Below are 17438 nucleotides of genomic sequence, written 5' to 3'. Positions count from 1 at the left end.
CGGCGGCACCGCCTGCCGGTTTTTTTGCTTTCTTTAGTTTTTGAAGACGATGGACACCACCGAAGCGCATTCGGTCTCCGAGCGCGTACTGCAAGTCCTTGTGACTGTGGCGCGTCATGGACGCCCGATCGCGGCACGCGAGATCGCCGCGCAAACGAGCCTGCCGCTCTCTACGGTTTACCGCCACCTCGTGCCGCTCAAGAAGTGGGGCCTGGTGCAAGAGCATGCCCATGAGGCGCTCTATGAACCGGGTCCGGTTGGCGTGCAATTGGCGTGGGGTTTCGACCACAACTCGCATCTAGTCACCCAGGCGCGTGAAGAGATCGACGCCCTCGTGCAGCGCACCGGGGAGACCGTCGGTCTGCTCGTCGCCGCGAACGGTCAGGTCGTCTGCCTCGACATGCACGAGAGCGAGCAGTCGCTGCGTTGCTCGTTCGCCAAGGGACGTGCGCACCCGCTGGTGCACGGCGCGTCGGCCAAGGCCTTGCTCTCCTTCCTTCCCCAAACCACCCGCGATAACCTGATCGGTCGCCAACTGGCGGGTCAGCCGGTTGCGCAGGAGCGTCTCGTTGCGCAGATCGACGAGATTCGCAAGCAGCGGTATGCCGTGTCGGAGAGCGAAGTGGACTTCGGCGTGTGGGGCGTGTCGGCCCCGGTGTTTGCCGCGAAGGAACGTCTGGAAGGCACCATCACCCTGATGGCGCCGGCCGTGCGTGTGGCGCAGCGCCACGAGGAGCTGATCCGCCTGACGGTGGCGGCAGCTGAGCGTATTTCGAATCGATTGCAGTACTTTTAACCGGTTTTTCCGAACCGAGACTACACGAAGGAGTACCAGATGAAATTGCGTCACATCCTGTTCACGATGGCGCTGGCCGTCACCTGCTCGACCAAGGTTTTCGCTGCCGACGACGTGCTGCGTGTTGCCACCGACGCGACCTTCCCGCCGTTCGAATACGTGGAAAACGGTAAGCGTACCGGCTTCGACGTGGAAATGATCGAAGCGCTCGGCAAGGCCATGGGCAAGAAGGTCGAGTGGACGGATATCGATTTCAAGGGCCTGATCCCGGCCGTGCTGTCCAAGCGTGTCGACGTGGCCGCTTCGGCGATCTACATCACCGACGAACGCCTGAAGGCCGTGAACTTCACGCACCCGTACTACACCGGCGGTCTGGCCATCATGGTCAAGGCTGACAACACCAGCATCAAGGAACCGGCCGATCTGAACGGCAAGAAGATCTCGGTGCAGGTCGGTACGAAGTCGGTGCAGTTCCTGACGGAAAACTACCCGAAGGTCTCGCGCGTGGAAGTCGAGAAGAACGACCAGATGTTCGAACTCGTGAAGATCGGCCGTGCCGACGCCGCCGTGACCGGCAAGCCGGCTGCGCTGCTGTACGCGAAGGCCAATCCGGCCGTGAAGGTGCTCGACAAGACGCTGACCGTCGAGCGCTACGGCTTCGCCCTGCGTAAGGACGACAAGGCGCTGACCGAAGAGATGAACAAGGCGCTGGAAAAGGTGCGTGCCGACGGCACTTACGCCGCACTGGTCACCAAGTACTTCGGTTCGTCGAAGTAAGGTCTGACTGAGGTCTGACGTCGGGGCACGACGACGCGCGAACCGTCGCACCGATCCGGGGCGACCTCGCCCACGTCGTCACCCTGAGCACTACCCGGGCGGGCTGGCCGTCACCCTTCGCAGGGCGACGTCGCCCGCCCAAGCAATAAAGCATTAGCGCAGTAGAGCAACTGACGGAGTACGCATGGAACTCGATTTCTCGCCGGTGTGGGCAAACTGGACGGACCTGGCGCGTGGCGCGCTGGTGACCGTCGAAGTCACTGCCTGTGCCCTGGCCCTGGGCTGTGTGCTGGGCTTGCTGGTCGGCATGGGCCGCCTCAACCCCGCTAACCGCATTCGCTACGGCATCTGTACCGCATACGTCACGTTCATTCGTGGCACGCCGCTGCTGGTGCAGCTCTTCATCCTGTTCTTTGGTCTGCCGCAGTTCAACATTTTGCTGCCCGCGTTCGTGTGCGGTGTGCTGGGGCTGGGCATCTACAGCGGTGCTTACGTCTCGGAAATCGTGCGCGGCGCAATCCAGTCGATCGAGCGCGGCCAGATGGAAGCCGCGCGCTCGCTGGGCATGCCGTACGGTCTGGCCATGCGCTCGGTGATTCTGCCGCAGGCTGTCGTGCGCATGATTCCGCCGCTGGGCAATGAATTCATCGCGCTGATCAAGAACTCCGCCCTCGTGTCGCTGCTGACGATTCACGACGTGATGCACGAAGGCCAGAAGATCATCAGCGTGTCGTATCGTTCGCTGGAAGTGTATCTGGCGATTGCTTTTGTTTATCTGATTCTGACCGGTGTCACCACGCTGTTGCTGCAGCGCGCCGAGAAGTCCCTGCGTGCCGGAGGTGCCGTGCAATGAGCGAAGTGAATCAAGCGGGCAAGGCCCCGATCCTGAAGATCGAAGGGCTGGGCAAGGCCTACGGCAGCCATCAGGTCCTGAAGGGCATCGATTTCGAAGTTCAGGCGCGTCAGGTCGTGGTGGTCATCGGCCCCAGCGGCTCGGGCAAGAGCACGTTCCTGCGTTGCTGCAACGGGCTGGAGACGGCCGAGCAGGGCACCATCGAGATCGTCGGCAAGAAGCTCGTCGATCACGGCAAGATGATGGGCGAGAACGCTCTGAACCAATTGCGCACGGACGTGGGCATGGTGTTCCAGTCGTTCAACCTGTTTCCGCATCTGAGCGTGGTCGATAACGTGACGCTCGCGCCGAAGAAGCTGCGCGGCCTGAAGAGTGCCGATGCCGACAAGCTGGCCCGCGAACTGCTCGCCAAGGTCGGTCTCGCCGCGAAGGCCGACGTCTACCCGGGCACGCTCTCGGGCGGCCAGAAGCAGCGTGTGGCGATTGCCCGCGCGCTCGCCATGCAGCCGCAGGTCATGCTGTTCGACGAGCCGACGTCTGCACTCGATCCGGAACTCGTCGGCGAAGTGCTGCAAGTGATGAAGGCACTCGCGAACGACGGGATGACCATGCTCGTCGTCACGCACGAAATGGGTTTCGCCCGTGAAGTCGCCGATGTGGTGGTCGTGATGGATCAGGGCCGGATCATCGAAGCCGGTTCGCCGGAGCAGATCTTCACCGCGCCGCGCGAAGCGCGTACGCGCGAATTCCTGCAAGCCGTGATTTCGCGTTCGGCGTAATTCGCGCAGCAGGCGTGAAGAGATGGATACATGACAGACGCGCACGCCGAGAGCGTGCGATCCGCGCGTGTCATGTGAGCGGTACGGTAATTCGGCAACGATCAGGTAAGGCAAGGCAGGAAAACGTATGACAATCGATCGAGCAGTCTGGCAAGGTCGTGTGGATACCGGCGAAACCGGTCACACGCTGCGTTTGCATCAGGTGCTGCGGGACTACGATGCGTGTGACGCATCCGAAATCGCCGGTGGCGCCGTGGTGCTGGGCTTCTGTAGCGATGAGGGCGTGCGCCGCAATCATGGGCGTCAGGGGGCCGTGGCAGGTCCCGACATGCTGCGTCGGGCACTGGCGAGTCTGCCGGTGCAGGGCACGCCGGCTGTGTTCGACGGCGGCAACATCGTCTGTGCCGACGAGCGTCTCGAAGCGGCGCAAGCCGCGCTGGGGCATCGCGTGGCCGAAGTGCTGGCCGCGGGGGCGCGTCCGGTGGTGCTGGGCGGCGGACATGAAATCGCTTACGGCACGTTCCTCGGCGTGGCCGAGCATTACGGCGACCGTCTGCGCGACGAGCCGATCCTGATTCTCAACTTCGATGCACACTTCGATCTTCGCGCCCAGCCGACCGCCAGCTCGGGTACGCCGTTCTGGCAGATCTCGCAGTTGCTCGCGGGGCGTCAGGCACCGTTCCAGTACGCTTGTCTCGGCGTGAGCCGCTACAGCAATACCGACGCGCTGTTCGAGCGTGCGGCGTCGCTGAACGTCGACTACTGGCTCGACGACACGATGCTCGCGCACCGTCTGCCGGAAATGTGCGAGCGTCTGGAGAAGAAGCTGGCGAAGGTGAGCCACGTCTATCTGACCATCGACATGGACGTGCTGCCGGGCGAGAAGGCGCCGGGCGTGTCGGCGCCAGCGGCACACGGCGTGGCGCTCGAAGTCGTCGAGGCGCTGATCGGTGTGGTGCGTCGTTCGGGCAAGCTGCGTGTGGCGGACATTGCCGAGTACAACCCGACGTACGACCGCGACGGCCTCACCGCACGTGTCGGCGCGCGTCTGCTGCATCCGCTGATCACGCAGTTGCAGGACTGACTTGCTGTTACTGGCGGCACTTTTGCTGACGGCTGATCCAACGGTGCAAGCCGGTATGGGCGGTGAACACAAGGCGACAGCGCCGTAGCGTGGCAGGGCGACTGAGCGGCCTGAAAGGTTATTTGCGCCATTCGCGAGACTTCTGCGCGACAATAGGGCGGGCGATCGAACCATCGATCGCCCGCCCTATTTGTTTGGTGCAGTGCGACACGGCCGGGCGCACAACCGCTCACTGACGCGCACGCACGAACGCAGTCGACAAGCGAGGTCAAGATGACAGAGCAGACGAACTCTCCGAGCGATACCCGTACCGAAGTCGCCACGCTGGCTGGTGGTTGTTTCTGGTGCCTCGAAGCTTGCTATCAGCAACTGGACGGCGTGAAGTCCGTCGTCTCGGGCTACGAAGGCGGGCACGTCGACAACCCCACTTACGAGCAGGTTTGCGAAGGCGATACAGGTCACGCCGAAGTGGTACAGGTGACCTACGATCCGGACGTCGTCACGTTCGAGGAAATTCTGATCGTGTTCTTCCAGATCCACGATCCGACCACGCTCAATCGTCAGGGCAACGATATCGGCACCCAGTACCGCTCGGCGATCTTCTATCACAACGACGCGCAAAAGACGGCTGCCGATCATCTCATCGCCGAACTGATGGCCGAGATGACGTATCAGCATCCCATCGTCACGCAGGTCGTGCCCGTGCAAACGTTCTGGCCGGCCGAGGCTTATCACCAGAACTATTTCCGCCAACATCCCGATCAGGGCTATTGCGCCTACGTCGTCGCACCGAAGCTCAAGAAATTCCGCGAGAAGTTCGCCCGCCGCCTGAAGCCGGCGGCGTGAGTTCCTGACCGACGTCCGTTATCTCATCCGGCGTCATCCCGCGATCGACCGGCCGCCCAGGGGGCCGGTCAAAGCAGCGTGCAGTTGTAGAGCGCGTCGTGGTGCGGCGAAAGCGGATAGGGGGGCGGCGTGGGCTTCGACGCCTTACGCCGCATTCGTTGCGCCTCCAAGTCGTGCGAAATCGGAATTCTTCCCTTTGGCTTGCTTCGCACCCGCGAGGGTTCGCCGCGCTGCCGGCATTGTTCGAGATGCTCAATGAATGTGCCGATACGTGGCGCTTTGGCTTCTGGCGGGCGAGACGTAACGCTCGCACTGAAGGTGCGGTGACGTCTACGTTCATCGAGACGCTGATGATCGTCCGAGGACGCCTGACGACGCTCGCTATCGGGCATCGCCTGCCAAGTCGACACGCCCGCCGCGCTGTAGTGGAAATCGAGAATCCGTTTGTGATCGTGGGCGACTTGCGCGGCGTGGGGGCTTTCGCCGTCGAGATACGACAATTCGCGCCCGCCAGCCGCATGCAGCGCGAGATCACCCGGCGCATCGAGATCCGCGAGGTCGGGCAGCTTGCTGCGGCCGATCGCCACGATGCGCGAGCCCACGTCGTAGCGAAGGGCGGCGAGCGTCCCCGGCAAGTATTGGGGTTCGTCGCGCAGCAATGACGGCAGACCCAGCGCCTTGAGTCTCGCTTCGAGCAACGCATCGCCCCCTTGCGGGTGAAGTGCCAGTGCGGTGGCCACCGAATTCCGCAGTTCTGCATTGCGCGTATAGCGTCGGGACGGACACCCCTCCTGCGGCGTGACCAGCGCTGTGAGCACATGGTGTGTGTATTCATTCACATGCACGGCACGGCAGCCGTTGTCCTTCGGCGTCGCATGCGCTTTCGATCTCCACGAATCTATTCGGATGGTGTGCCCTTCGGGCAAACGGTTTCTGATGCTTGTAAATGTCGTTGCGGGACGAGAGGTGGCCGGTGCTTCCCCCGCCTTGACTTGCCAGTCCGACAGTTGCGGCCAGTAACCCGGCAGCGGTTGCGATGGTACGTGCATGGGTGCGCTCCTTCAGGTCAAAGAATCGAGCACGTCAGGCCATTCTGCCCGGCGTCGAGCGGCGAGAGCGCCTGCTGACGTGACGCGCTGTGGCGTGTAGCGCGACCCGATGTGTCGCGATGACGACAGCGTGCGAGTTGCGCCGTGAAGTCCGACAACTGTGTCTGGTCTCGCGTCGCGTCGACGTATCCCATCGGCGGCAGTGCGGTATGGCCGGGCATGCCTGCGGCCCGGTAATGGAAAGCGAGGATCGGCGCGTGGTCTTGCCGGATGCGCGATGCGTAACGGTTGCCTTCGTGCAGGAACGCCAGCTCGCTTTCGCCCGCGAACAGGTACTCCGCCTCTCCGGGATGATCGACGCCCAGAAATTCCATACGACCGATGCGCACACTGTTGGCCCCAACGTCGTAGCTCAGGGCCGACAGGGTGCCGGGCAGATATTCGGGTTCGTCGCGCAGCAATGACGGCAGGCCCGCCGCGAGGATATGCGAGGGCACGGCAAGCGCTTTGCCGTGAGGATGAAACTGGAGAATTTCCGCGAGGGCGGTACGTAGCTCGGCGTTACTCGCATAAGCGCTGAGCACGCAGGTCGACCGGGGCGTGACGAGTTCCGCGAGTGCGCGTTCGAAGTATTCGCCGACCGGAATCGGTCGGCATTCGAAAGTCGGACGGAACGACGAGAAGGGCGACACCGGCATGGGGGCGACGGGGTCGAACTGAGGTCTCTCGGGTAGTTGGTTCCTGATTTCCTGCATATCGATGACGACTTCATGTCGCTGGCCATCGGCCTCGATAGGTACCGTCAGGGCGTTCGCCCGTGTTTGCGGAATTGCCAAAGCGAGGAACGGCATGGTTCATGCTCCCTTGAAAAGAGTGGAATGACGATGAAGCGATAAGGGGGGGCATCGAGGCTATGTCGGGGATCGGCAGCTCAACCGACGACGCTGACCGGCGCCCCTGCCGTCTCGGCAAACAGGATCAGACACGGCTCGCCTACGTCCGCTGCGTGTCCATAGGCGGCGTCGAGATGGTCGAAATAGAACGCTTCCGAGGGGTTTTCCACCTGCTGGGTGACGATGGCGAACCGGTGGTGATCGAAACGGATGTCGAGAAACGTCAGGCTCGTGTGGAACCAGACGACATACCCGGCGAAGGGCAGCGTTGCCGGAAGTTCGGGACGCGCGGCAATGGCCGTTTCGATACCCGTTCTCATGACGTCCGTGATCTTTCCGTCAGTTGGGGACGTGCCGCTCTGTGCGTTCAGCCAGCGACGGTATTCCTCGCGCGCAGGGCGATGTTTCATTGACGTGCCTCCAGAGAAGTGACGACGACGCTGTCCGAAGCGTCGAGCGATGGTGCGGCCGTTGTTCGAGAGCGGTTTTCGCGAATGCACCGGGAATTGCCGAATTTGCATCGATCCACACCGATGGCGATGGAAAGATGATGCACGGGCAGGCCGAGAATCGGGTTGAGGTGCGTCCGAAAGCGGTATCGGACAACGCCTTGGTTTGGGGATTGAGAGGGGGAAGGTGAGCCAGGAAATCGATGGTTGAATTATTTGATCTGTGGCATTGAGGATTTGCGATTGGTAAATTCGTTGCTCGATCAACGGTTGCGGATCGGCCCCTGGCAAGGGGTTCCGGGCGCTTTGGTCCGGAAATGCGCGCCATGCATGAACGTTCATATATTCATTATTTTTCGCATAAAATGACCGCTCCCCTTCATGAAGTCTTCAGGTAGTCCGCCGTGCGCCCCCTGCCTTTCCGCGATGCGTTGATGGCCATGATCGGCATCGCGCTCGTCAATATGCTGGTCGCTCTCGACCAGACCGTCGTCAGTACGGCCCTGCCTTCCATCGTCGCCGAACTCAAAGGTTTCGAGTATTACGCCTGGATCGCGAGCATTTATTTGCTGGCATCCGTCGTGACCGTGCCGGTGTTCGGACGTCTTGGCGATTACTTCGGCCGTCGCCGTTTCGTGATCGCGTCGGTCCTGACATTTACTTTCGCCTCGCTGCTGTGCGGTCTGGCACCCAACATGCCGTTCCTCGTCTTCGCGCGAGGTTTGCAAGGCATCGGTGGGGGCATGATGGTCGGCACGGCCTTCGCGTCGGTGCCCGACCTCTTTCCGGATGCCCGCTCGCGCGTGCGCTGGCAGGTCGTGATCACGACGGCGTACGGTATCGGCACCGCCGCCGGCCCGTCGCTGGGCGGTCTGCTCTCGGAACACTTCGGCTGGCGTTCGACGTTCTTCGTCAATCTGCCTGTCGGTCTGGCGGCGCTCTACTTCGTGTGGCGCTATTTGCCGAAATTCCCGCCCGCGCACAAGGGCGACGTTCGCGTCGACTGGCGCGGCGCGTTGTGGATCGCCGTCGTGCTCGGCGGTTTTCAGGTCTTCATCGAGAACGTGCCGTCGCACGGTGCGTCGCTCGGCAATCTCGCGCTGATCGTGGCGGTCGCCGTCGGTTTCTGGGCATTGCTGCGTACCGAGCGCAGCGCTACGCATCCGATCGTGCCGCTGGACATGTTCCGTCACCCGCAACTCGTGGTGCTGTTCACGCTGTCGGTCCTGATCGGCTTCGTGATGTACTCCCTGATCTTCTTCGCGCCGTTGTTGCTGCAAGGCGGTTTTGGTCTGAGCCCGCAGGCGGCCGGACTGATTGCCACGCCGATTGCCGCATGTATCGCGCTGGGCAGCTTCATCAACACACCGGTTGTCGTGCGTCTGGCGCGTCCCACGAACATGCTGGTGATCGGGTTCTGTCTGCTGGCGGTCGCCTCGGCTGGCGTCGGTCTGTCGCATAGCGACACGCCGCACGGGCTGCTCGCGATGGCGATGGCCTGCGCCGGTATCGGCATCGGTTTCATCCTGAACAACATGAACGTGTTCGGGCAGGAAATCGCCGGACGCGAGCGCTTCGGCATCACCACCGCATTGCTGCAATCGACGCGCATGGTCGGCGGCATGCTGGGCACGACCATCGTGGGCACGCTGGTCAATCACTGGTACGCCCGAGGTGTCGCCGGTGCGGTGTCGGCCTATGACGACACGCTCGCGGCGCATGCGGTAGCCCGCGCCCTCGATCCGCGCATCCTGATCGACCCGGCGCTGCGCACGGACCTGCTCACGGATTTGCGCGCAATGGGCATCGATGGCGCACCGCTGGTCGAAACCGCGCGCCAGACGCTTGTGAGCGCCGTCCACGCCGGGGTGCTATTGACCGGGCTTGCCGCGATCGTTGCGGCATTGCTCGTGCGTCGCATCCGGCAGATTCAATTTCCCAAGCGCGTCGACCGCACCGTCGTCGCAGCACCGGAATAATCCGAGTGCCGCCCGGCGCTGTCCGACGCGGCATTGCCGGATGGCGCAAAATCGGCCGCTAGCAGGGCAAAACGGCCGTGAAATGCCGGGCCGGGCTCGACCTCGTTTACAATGCGCGGTGTTTGCCGGGTGAGCCGGCATCACCGAATTTTGTGAACGAGGTTTCCATGATCATCAAGCCACGCGTGCGCGGCTTCATCTGCGTCACCACCCATCCCGTCGGCTGCGAAGCCAACGTCAAGCAACAGATCGAATACGTGAAGGCGCAAGGCCCGATCCCGAACGGCCCGAAGAAGGTGCTCGTGATCGGTGCATCGACCGGCTACGGTCTCGCTGCACGGATTACGTCCGCCTTCGGCAGCGACGCCGCCACGCTCGGCGTGTTCTTCGAACGTCCGGGTACCGACACCAAACCGGCCACGCCGGGCTGGTACAACACGGCCGCCTTCGACAAGTTCGCCACGGAAAAGGGTCTGTACGCGAAGAGCATCAACGGCGACGCCTTCTCCCGCGAAATCAAGGCCAAGACCATCGAGACGATCAAGAACGATCTCGGTCAGGTCGATCTGGTCGTGTACAGCCTGGCCGCGCCGCGCCGCACGCATCCGGAAACCGGTCAGGTGTTCAACTCGGTGCTCAAGCCGGTTGGCAAGTCGGTGACGCTGCGCGGCATCGACACGGACAAGGAAGTCGTGAAGGAATCGGTGTTCGAGCCTGCCACGCAGGAAGAAATCGAGAACACGGTGGCCGTCATGGGCGGTGAAGACTGGCAGATGTGGATCGATGCGCTGGCTGAAGCCGGCGTGCTCGCCCCGGGCGCCAAGACGACCGCGTTCACGTATCTCGGCGAGAAGATCACGCACGACATCTATTGGAACGGTTCCATTGGCGCGGCCAAGAAGGATCTGGACGAGAAGGTGCTGGGCATTCGCGCCAAGCTGGGTGCGACTGGCGGCGACGCGCGCGTTGCCGTGCTCAAGGCATTGGTCACGCAGGCCAGCTCGGCCATTCCGATGATGCCGCTCTATCTCTCGCTGCTGTTCAAGGTCATGAAGGCCAAGGGCACCCACGAAGGTTGCATCGAGCAGATCTATGGCCTGTACAAGGACAGCCTGTACAGCGCATCGCCGTTGCTCGACGAAGAGGGCCGTGTGCGCACCGACCAGAAGGAACTCGCAGCGGACGTGCAGGGCGAAGTGTCGGCGCTGTGGGACAAGGTGACGAATGAGAACCTGTACGAACTGACGGACTTCGCGGGCTACAAGCACGAATTCCTGCGTCTGTTCGGTTTCGAGATCGAGGGCGTCGATTACGAGGCTGATGTGAACCCGGACGTCGCGATTGCGCACCTCGTCGCGTAAGTGCTACGTCGTTCTACCGGTTAGCGATCGATAGTGAGCGATGGCCTGAGTTCGGCATGACTGCCGGCTCAGGCCATTGTCGTTTCTGAGGGAATCACTTTCGCGCTGAGGGCGACGTCAGGCGTCCGGCGTGCTCTCGGGCGTCTCGGACGTCCCGGAGGTCTCGGACGGGGGCGCCGCCTGCGACATCTCGAAGATCCGCTCGGCCAGCGCCTGACATGACAGCGGAGACGAACCTTCCGCCTTGTTGTTGACGATCACATAGACGGGCTGCCCCGCGAGCGCATAGTGTGTGGCGAGTGCCGCCAGCACGTCGCGCGTTGTCGGATCGGGATCGACGATCTTGTCGAATGGCGCGTATTTCGCTTTCGCCTGTTCGTACTTGTGTGCGCTGTTCAGATTCCACCGGACCACCAGCGGGCCGGCGTTCATCTCATCGAGCAGGGCGAGGGCGGCGGCCTGACGCTCGACATGCGGCATACGCGCGTGCAGGCCAATGCAGTAGCGCACGCCTAGCTGTCCCAGCGCGCGCATGAGGCGTGGGGTCAGCAATGCGCCGTCGCGAATCTCGAGTGCGTAACACGGCCCCGGTGACGGCGTGCCGTCAGGCGCTATCTCACCTTCGGGCAGCGGTGGCAGGGCGGCGAAGAACGCTTCGATGCGTTGAATCAGTGCGGGCACGTCGCGCAGGAGTTCGACCGGCAACGGCGACACCTGAAACACCAGCACGCCAGCCTTGGGGCCGAGTCCGGTGAGGCAGGGCGCCACGAATTGTTCGTTGGCGATGCGCGCGTCGAGAAAGCAGGGATTGGCACTCAGGCCTTCGCCCTTGTCGCCCCGTACGACGGCATCCGTGACAACGCTCGGCGCCTTGACGAGAAAGCGGAAGTCCTTCGGCACCTGCTCGGCGTACTTCTGATACTCCATGATCGACATCGGTTTGTAGAACGACCGGTCGATGCCGACGCAACGCAGCACCGGGTGACGGGCGTATGCCGTGAGTCCCTGACGTGAGAGTTTGGTGTCGCTGTAATCGTCGTCCCAGACAATGCCTTTCCAGCCGGGGAACGACCATGACGAGGTGCCGAGGCGGATGTTGCCGGGCAAGTGCTCGCCCAGTGTGTGCATGGCGGGGGGACTGTCGGCAGCACCGACGCCGCCACGGCGGCGAGGGGATTCGGTGCTGTCGGCGGCATCGGGCAATGCCGCACGATGGCCGTCGACCTGCCCGGCGCGCTTGCCTGGCGAAAGATCCTCAGGCGGCGCGCCGAACAGATCGAACTGGCTCATCGGTTTTCGTACATGTAACGGCGCGACCAGGGCAGATTCCTGGCCGATTGCCCGGCCTTGCGGCAAACGATTTGATAGATCGACACGTGATCGTGCTCGAACGCATACGCGCAACCGGCAAGATACACACGCCAGACCCGGAAGCGCTCTTCGCCGGCCAGCTCACGCAGGCGCGGAGCGTTAGCTTCGAAGCGTTCCGACCAGAGTGTGAGTGTACGCGCATAGTGGCGCCGCAGGCTTTCTACGTCGTTCGCCTCCAGCCCGCCGCGCTGCATCGTTTCGAGCGCCAGGCTGATGTGCGGCAGTTCGCCGTTCGGGAAGACGTACTTGTCGATGAATTCGCCGCCGCCCATCGCCGTCTCGCCGCTATCCGGATCGGTCGACGTGATGCCGTGGTTCATGGCGACGCCGTCGTCCTTGAGCAACGACGAAATCTTCGCGAAGTAGTCTTTGAGATTCTTGCGCCCGACGTGCTCGAACATGCCCACGCTCGTGATGCGATCGAACTGACCTTCCACGTCACGATAATCCTGAATGCGGATTTCAATCTGATCTTCCAGACCGAGTTTCTTCACGCGTTCGGTCGCCAGATCGAACTGGTTCTGCGAGAGCGTCACACCGATACACTTCGCGCCGAACTTCTGGGCGGCACGAATCACCAGCGCGCCCCATCCGCAGCCGATGTCGAGCAGTGTCTGCCCCGGCTGAAGCTGGATCTTGGTGAGAATGTGATCGATCTTCTTCTCTTGCGCCGTGTCGAGGTCTTCGTCGCCATCTTCGAAGTAGGCACACGAATAGACCATGTTCTTGTCCAGCCAGAGCTGGTAGAACTCGTTGGACACGTCGTAGTGAAACTCGATCGAGCGTTTGTCGGACTTCTTGCTGTGATTGAAGTGACGTACGGCACGCTCCAGCGGGCCGATAGTCGTGAGACTGCTACCGGCGAGCGCATAGCTCATGTCGATGACGTCGGTCAGCCTGCCCTCGACGTCGATTTCACCCTTCACATAGGCCTCGCCGAGATTGTCGAGGCTGGGACTCAGTAGACGCGTCATGGCCGCAGGGCCATTGATGCGCAACGTTACGCTGGGATTGTCGAAGGCACCGAAATCGTATTGCTGTCCGTTCCAAAGCGCGAGGCGGATGGGCAGATTCGAAGATGTCTTGACGCCGCTTACCCAGTTTTCGAGTTTTTTCTCCCACAACATGGATGTGCTCCAAGTGTCACCAAAAAAACTTCAATCCGTACCGTCGGCACGGTGACGTCTCCTCGTCAAACGGGCGGGCAGGCGTACCGCGTCGGCGTAGCCGACACAACAACGTTCAGGGAGACAGGCGCGCCACGCGCCACGTTCCATCGGCAAGCCGGAAAAATTTGATGCGATCGTGCAGGCGCGATTCGCGGCCCTGCCAGAACTCGATGGTCTCCGGCACGAGCCGGTAACCACCCCAGTGCGGCGGGCGCGGCGGGGCGTCGCCGAACTGGCGCCGGAAATCCGCTTCGCGTTGCTCGATGATGGTTCTGTCGGCCACTTCGGCGCTCTGCACCGAGGCCCAGGCGCCCAGACGGGAGCCCACCGGGCGCGAGTGATAGTACGCGTCGCTTTCTTCTGCACTCACCTTCTCGACACGTCCCTCGATACGCACCTGACGCTCCAGCTCGATCCAGTGAAACAGCAGACAGCCGTACGGCGTCGCCGCCAATTCCTGCCCCTTGCGCGACTCGTAGTTCGTGAAGAACGTGAAGCCGCGTTCGTCGGCGCCCTTGATCAGCACGATGCGCGCATCCGGGCGGCCATCCGGTGTCACGGTGGCGAGCGTCATGGCGTTCGGTTCGGCCAGTTGGGCCGCGAGCGCTTGCTCAAACCAGAGTCGGAATTGGTCGAACGGGCTGGACGCCACTTCGGTCTCGGAAAGAGAGCCGAGGGCGTAGTTCTTGCGCAGGTCCGCGAGAGAAAGCGTCTGTGTCACGACGATCGTAGCCGGTCTATGGCGGTTGGGGGTTGCGACACAGTATAGCGAAGAGTCGGCAAATGTGTGCACGTGACGATTTGTCACGTCGCGTGAATATCAACCCTCCGAATGTCCCGTGGAATGGGCGTCTCGCGCTATGTGCTTGATATTTAATGAGTGAAGTAATTGCGCCGGGCCGCCGTAGATGTCCCGAAAATCGTTCGCGACGACGGCGGCAAATCCATCTCGTTGGCATGGGCATTGCTTTGTGCATTGCGGGTATGGCTCGCATCGCATATCGCATGCGGCATGCAATCGGTGACGCGTCGGCTCGATCGCGGCACCGCCGCCCGATCCGGGGTCCGCGTTAGCGGCGGCGGGCGGACCGGATCAAGGCTTGTCGCGTCCGGCGTCGATGCCGGCGGCGGCGGCGGGTTGGTTCGTGCGCGTCCTGTTGTCTGTCTTGTTGGCCCTGGCGGCGCCGTCGGCGCCGGGAACGGCTTTGACGTTCGCCGGATTGCGGCTGGGCGGATGTTGCAGCTTGGCGAGCAGCTCGCCGCATGGGCTGTCCTTGCCAGGGCCGAGTTCGAGCAACGGGATCAGCGCCGTGTACGGCGCGAGCACGCCCAGCGCGATCGCGCCGCCTGCGCGCGCGACGAGCGTCGGCACGTTCACCCCGACGTCCGGATGCTTGAACGTGCCGCGCACATACAGCGGCGAGCGCAGCGACAGCAGGCCGAAGTGCTTCGGTTCCGGACGGATCGTCAGGTTGAAGTGTTCGCGCTTGAGATCGACCTGACCGGTGACGCCAATGCTCGTATCGTCGGTGTCGATCACGAACGTACGGGCGTCCATGACACCGTCGCGCACGGCGAAGTCGGCCGCCGCGCAACGCATCTCGATCTGCTTGTCGCCGAAGAGCTTGGTCAGCACGATGTTGCCCACGTTGAGCCCCATGTATTGCAGCAACAACTTGCTCACCGACCCACGGTCGATCAGCGTCTTGATCTCGCCGTTCGACGAGCCGGCCAGCGCCGCAATGGAGTTGCCTGTCGCGGTGAGCGCGGCGTCGCCATTGACTTCGCCGACGCTCGTCTTCATCAGGTCGACGTCGGGCAACAACTGCTTCATCTTCAGATGCCGCAGCGACACCTGCGAGTCCACCTTCATCGGTTCGGCCTGCCCGTTGAGCACGAGCGTCGACGTGATGCGACCGCCCGCCACGCCGAACTCCAGCGGACGCAGCGAGAGCACGCCATCGTCCAGCACGAGATGCGTCACGAGGTTGTCGATCGGCAGGCTCTTGTCCTTGATGATCTTGCGGCCGGTGAATTGCACGTCGGCATCGATGGCGCGCCAGCGGTCGGTCTTGAACGGATCGACCGGCAGCACCTTGTCGGACGGCGGCGCTTTCGGCTTGCCCGACAGGTCGCTGCCGCCGGACGGGTTCTGTCCGCCGATCGCCGGACCGAGATCGACCAGCCGCAATTGATTGGACACCACCGCGCCTTGCAGGATGTTGCGCGGCTCGCGCTGACGGAACACGAGCGTGCCGGACAGATCGCTCTGTCCGACCTTGCCCTGGAAGCGCTCGTAGCGCCACACGCCGGCCGTGTGCAGCAAATGGCCGTTGGTTTCGTAGGCGGGCGTTTCCGGCAGCAGCACGCCGGTGATCGGATACAGATCGGCCATCGTCGGCCCCGCCAGCTTCAGATGCATGTCGAGCGCCGAGAGCGTGGCCGGATTCGTGAACGTGCCTTTCGCGGCGATCAAGGTGCGTCCGATGCGCACGCTGGCGTCGAGCGGATACGGCTCGCCGGTGTCTTCGAGTGAAAGCACATCCCCGCCGCGCGCCTTGCCGGTGACGGCGACCTTCCGGAAGGTGCCCTTCAGAGAGACGCCGATGCCGTACGGTGCCTGACCGTCGATGGTGGCGATGTTGGCCGTCAGGTCGAGCTGCTGCGGCACGATGTTGGCGCGTATCACGCCGTCTTCGAGAATCAGGCGGCCGATGCGGAGCTTCCACGGCGAGGGCTTGCCGTCGCCCTTCGCGAAGGTCCAGTTGTTCTGACCGTCGGCCTGTTGTTCGACGATGACCTTCGGGGCGGACAGCGCGACTTCGGGCAGCACCACATGCTTCTCGAGTAGCGGCAGCCATTCGAGCGAGAACGTGAGGCGACCGACGGAGATCATGTTCGGCGTCTGGCTCCACGCGACGTTGCCTAACACGATATCATTCGCGATCAGGCGAGGCCTCGGCAGCCAGCGCCCCAGACCCGGGGCCTGTGCATTCGGCGCCAGCCAGTGCAGCGAGAGGTCGCCCCGGATTTCGAAGGGGCGCCCGGTCGCGGTGCTCACCTCCCGGTTAATGAAGGGCCGGGCGTAGTTCCAGTCAAACCACGTGATGAACGCCGCGAATGCCAGCACGATGGCGACCATCGTGATCGCCAGCCATTTCAAGGACGTTACCCATCGCATCATGAACAGTACCCCGTCGATCGTTGTTGCTCCGGTGCCGGCTACGCCACCGGAGGTGGATTTTGACGCGAATCGCCGTTTCGGCGGCCTCGCGCGTTTGTATGGTGACGACGGTCTCGCGCGTCTGCGCGACGCTCACGTGGCCGTCATCGGTATCGGCGGTGTCGGCTCGTGGGTGGCCGAAGCGCTGGCGCGTAGCGCCGTGGGTCGACTCACGCTCATCGATCTCGATAACGTCGCCGAAAGCAATACCAATCGTCAGGTGCATGCACTCGATGGCAACTACGGAAAACCGAAAGTCGCCGCGATGGCCGAACGCATTGTGGCCATCAATCCTGCTTGCCAGCTTACGCTCGTCGAGGACTTCGTCGAACTCGAAAATCTCGACGCCATGTTGGGCGGTGGCTTCGATTGGGTGATCGATGCCATCGACAGCGTGCGGGTGAAGACGGCGCTCATCGCGTGGTGCGTGGCGCATAAGCAGCGTCTGATCACCGTGGGCGGCGCCGGCGGTCAGATCGATCCGACACGGATTCGCATCGACGATCTCGCCCGCACGATTCAGGACCCGCTGCTTGCGAAAGTGCGTGCGCAATTACGCAAGCAACACGGTTTTGTCCGCGGCCCGAAAGCCAAGTTCAACGTGCCCGCCGTGTACTCGGACGAGCCATTGCAGTATCCGGAAGCCGTGTGCGCGCCGGGCGAATCGCCCGATGCCGCTGTGGGGCCGCAGGGCCTTAACTGTGCCGGCTTCGGGTCGAGCATGTGTGTCACAGCGACATTCGGCATGGCGGCCGCTGCTCACGTTTTGAAGCAAGTCACCAAGGTCGGACGCTGAACGGCGCGCGCGA

Annotated in this window: 16 protein-coding genes; 9 read left to right on the top strand and 7 right to left on the bottom strand. The window is 62.7% G+C overall.

The genetic code is table 11. The features are described from left to right. The first annotated feature begins 49 nt into the window (after positions 1–49). The 6 genes from C5N93_RS11510 to msrA all read left to right on the top strand — a co-directional run bounded on the left by C5N93_RS11510 (position 50) and on the right by msrA (position 5135). Positions 50–796 carry an IclR family transcriptional regulator gene (locus C5N93_RS11510; protein ID WP_242559362.1) on the top strand — a complete coding sequence of 249 codons (747 nt, stop codon included), beginning with the start codon at positions 50–52 and terminating at the stop codon, positions 794–796. A 39-nt stretch (positions 797–835) separates the two neighbouring features. Then, entirely contained in the window at positions 836–1573 is a 738-nt protein-coding gene (locus tag C5N93_RS11505; RefSeq protein WP_242559361.1) for a transporter substrate-binding domain-containing protein, read from the top strand. Between the two features lie 184 nt (positions 1574–1757). After that, positions 1758–2426 carry an amino acid ABC transporter permease gene (locus tag C5N93_RS11500; RefSeq protein WP_069342679.1) on the top strand — a complete coding sequence of 223 codons (669 nt, stop codon included), beginning with the start codon at positions 1758–1760 and terminating at the stop codon, positions 2424–2426. Next, positions 2423–3205, top strand: a complete 783-nt coding sequence (locus C5N93_RS11495) for an amino acid ABC transporter ATP-binding protein (protein ID WP_069342680.1) — start codon at positions 2423–2425, stop codon at positions 3203–3205. Before C5N93_RS11500 ends, C5N93_RS11495 begins: the two co-directional genes overlap by 4 nt. A 127-nt stretch (positions 3206–3332) precedes the next feature. Next, a complete protein-coding gene (gene hutG, locus C5N93_RS11490; protein WP_242559360.1) occupies positions 3333–4289 on the top strand; it encodes a formimidoylglutamase in 957 nt (318 codons plus the stop codon). A 273-nt stretch (positions 4290–4562) separates the two neighbouring features. Next, a complete protein-coding gene (gene msrA / locus C5N93_RS11485; RefSeq protein WP_069342682.1) occupies positions 4563–5135 on the top strand; it encodes a peptide-methionine (S)-S-oxide reductase MsrA in 573 nt (190 codons plus the stop codon). A 68-nt stretch (positions 5136–5203) separates the two neighbouring features. Here msrA and C5N93_RS11480 read toward each other — a convergent pair whose 3' ends face one another. From C5N93_RS11480 to C5N93_RS11470, 3 genes are all read right to left on the bottom strand, one after another. After that, a complete protein-coding gene (locus tag C5N93_RS11480) occupies positions 5204–6184 on the bottom strand; it encodes a hypothetical protein (protein WP_242559359.1) in 981 nt (326 codons plus the stop codon). Positions 6185–6201: 17 nt separating this feature from the next. Beyond that, a complete protein-coding gene (locus C5N93_RS11475) occupies positions 6202–7035 on the bottom strand; it encodes a hypothetical protein (RefSeq protein WP_242559358.1) in 834 nt (277 codons plus the stop codon). 80 nt (positions 7036–7115) lie between these two features. Next, the gene (locus tag C5N93_RS11470; protein ID WP_242559357.1) at positions 7116–7487 is read right to left on the bottom strand and encodes a hypothetical protein; all 372 of its coding nucleotides are present in this window, start codon (positions 7485–7487) and stop codon (positions 7116–7118) included. 479 nt (positions 7488–7966) lie between these two features. Between C5N93_RS11470 and C5N93_RS11465 the strand changes: the two genes are divergently transcribed. Both C5N93_RS11465 and fabV read left to right on the top strand, forming a co-directional pair. Next, positions 7967–9505 carry an MFS transporter gene (locus tag C5N93_RS11465; protein WP_242559439.1) on the top strand — a complete coding sequence of 513 codons (1539 nt, stop codon included), beginning with the start codon at positions 7967–7969 and terminating at the stop codon, positions 9503–9505. Positions 9506–9672: 167 nt separating this feature from the next. Then, the gene (fabV, locus tag C5N93_RS11460; RefSeq protein WP_242559356.1) at positions 9673–10866 is read left to right on the top strand and encodes an enoyl-ACP reductase FabV; all 1194 of its coding nucleotides are present in this window, start codon (positions 9673–9675) and stop codon (positions 10864–10866) included. Positions 10867–10983: 117 nt separating this feature from the next. On the opposite strand, the gene C5N93_RS11455 is transcribed toward fabV, so the two are convergent. From C5N93_RS11455 to C5N93_RS11440, 4 genes are all read right to left on the bottom strand, one after another. Beyond that, positions 10984–12156, bottom strand: coding sequence for a DUF72 domain-containing protein (locus C5N93_RS11455; protein WP_242559355.1), 1173 nt, complete (start codon positions 12154–12156; stop codon positions 10984–10986). Continuing rightward, positions 12153–13364 carry a cyclopropane-fatty-acyl-phospholipid synthase family protein gene (locus tag C5N93_RS11450; RefSeq protein ID WP_242559354.1) on the bottom strand — a complete coding sequence of 404 codons (1212 nt, stop codon included), beginning with the start codon at positions 13362–13364 and terminating at the stop codon, positions 12153–12155. The genes C5N93_RS11455 and C5N93_RS11450 overlap by 4 nt, the downstream gene beginning before the upstream one ends. A gap of 115 nt (positions 13365–13479) precedes the next feature. After that, positions 13480–14127, bottom strand: a complete 648-nt coding sequence (gene pdxH, locus C5N93_RS11445) for a pyridoxamine 5'-phosphate oxidase (protein ID WP_242559353.1) — start codon at positions 14125–14127, stop codon at positions 13480–13482. A gap of 372 nt (positions 14128–14499) precedes the next feature. After that, a complete protein-coding gene (locus C5N93_RS11440) occupies positions 14500–16590 on the bottom strand; it encodes an AsmA family protein (RefSeq protein ID WP_242559352.1) in 2091 nt (696 codons plus the stop codon). Between C5N93_RS11440 and tcdA the strand changes: the two genes are divergently transcribed. Next, positions 16589–17425 (top strand): tRNA cyclic N6-threonylcarbamoyladenosine(37) synthase TcdA, encoded by an 837-nt coding sequence (gene tcdA, locus C5N93_RS11435; protein WP_242559351.1) that lies wholly within the window; start codon positions 16589–16591, stop codon positions 17423–17425. The two genes, C5N93_RS11440 and tcdA, sit on opposite strands and share 2 nt — an antisense overlap. Positions 17426–17438 lie beyond the last annotated feature (13 nt).

The organism is Pandoraea sp. LA3, from assembly GCF_022696215.1.
GTDB classification, from domain to species: Bacteria; Pseudomonadota; Gammaproteobacteria; order Burkholderiales; family Burkholderiaceae; genus Pandoraea; species Pandoraea capi.
Note: the sequence above shows the minus strand (reverse complement) of the source record. Positions and strands in the feature narration are given on the sequence as shown.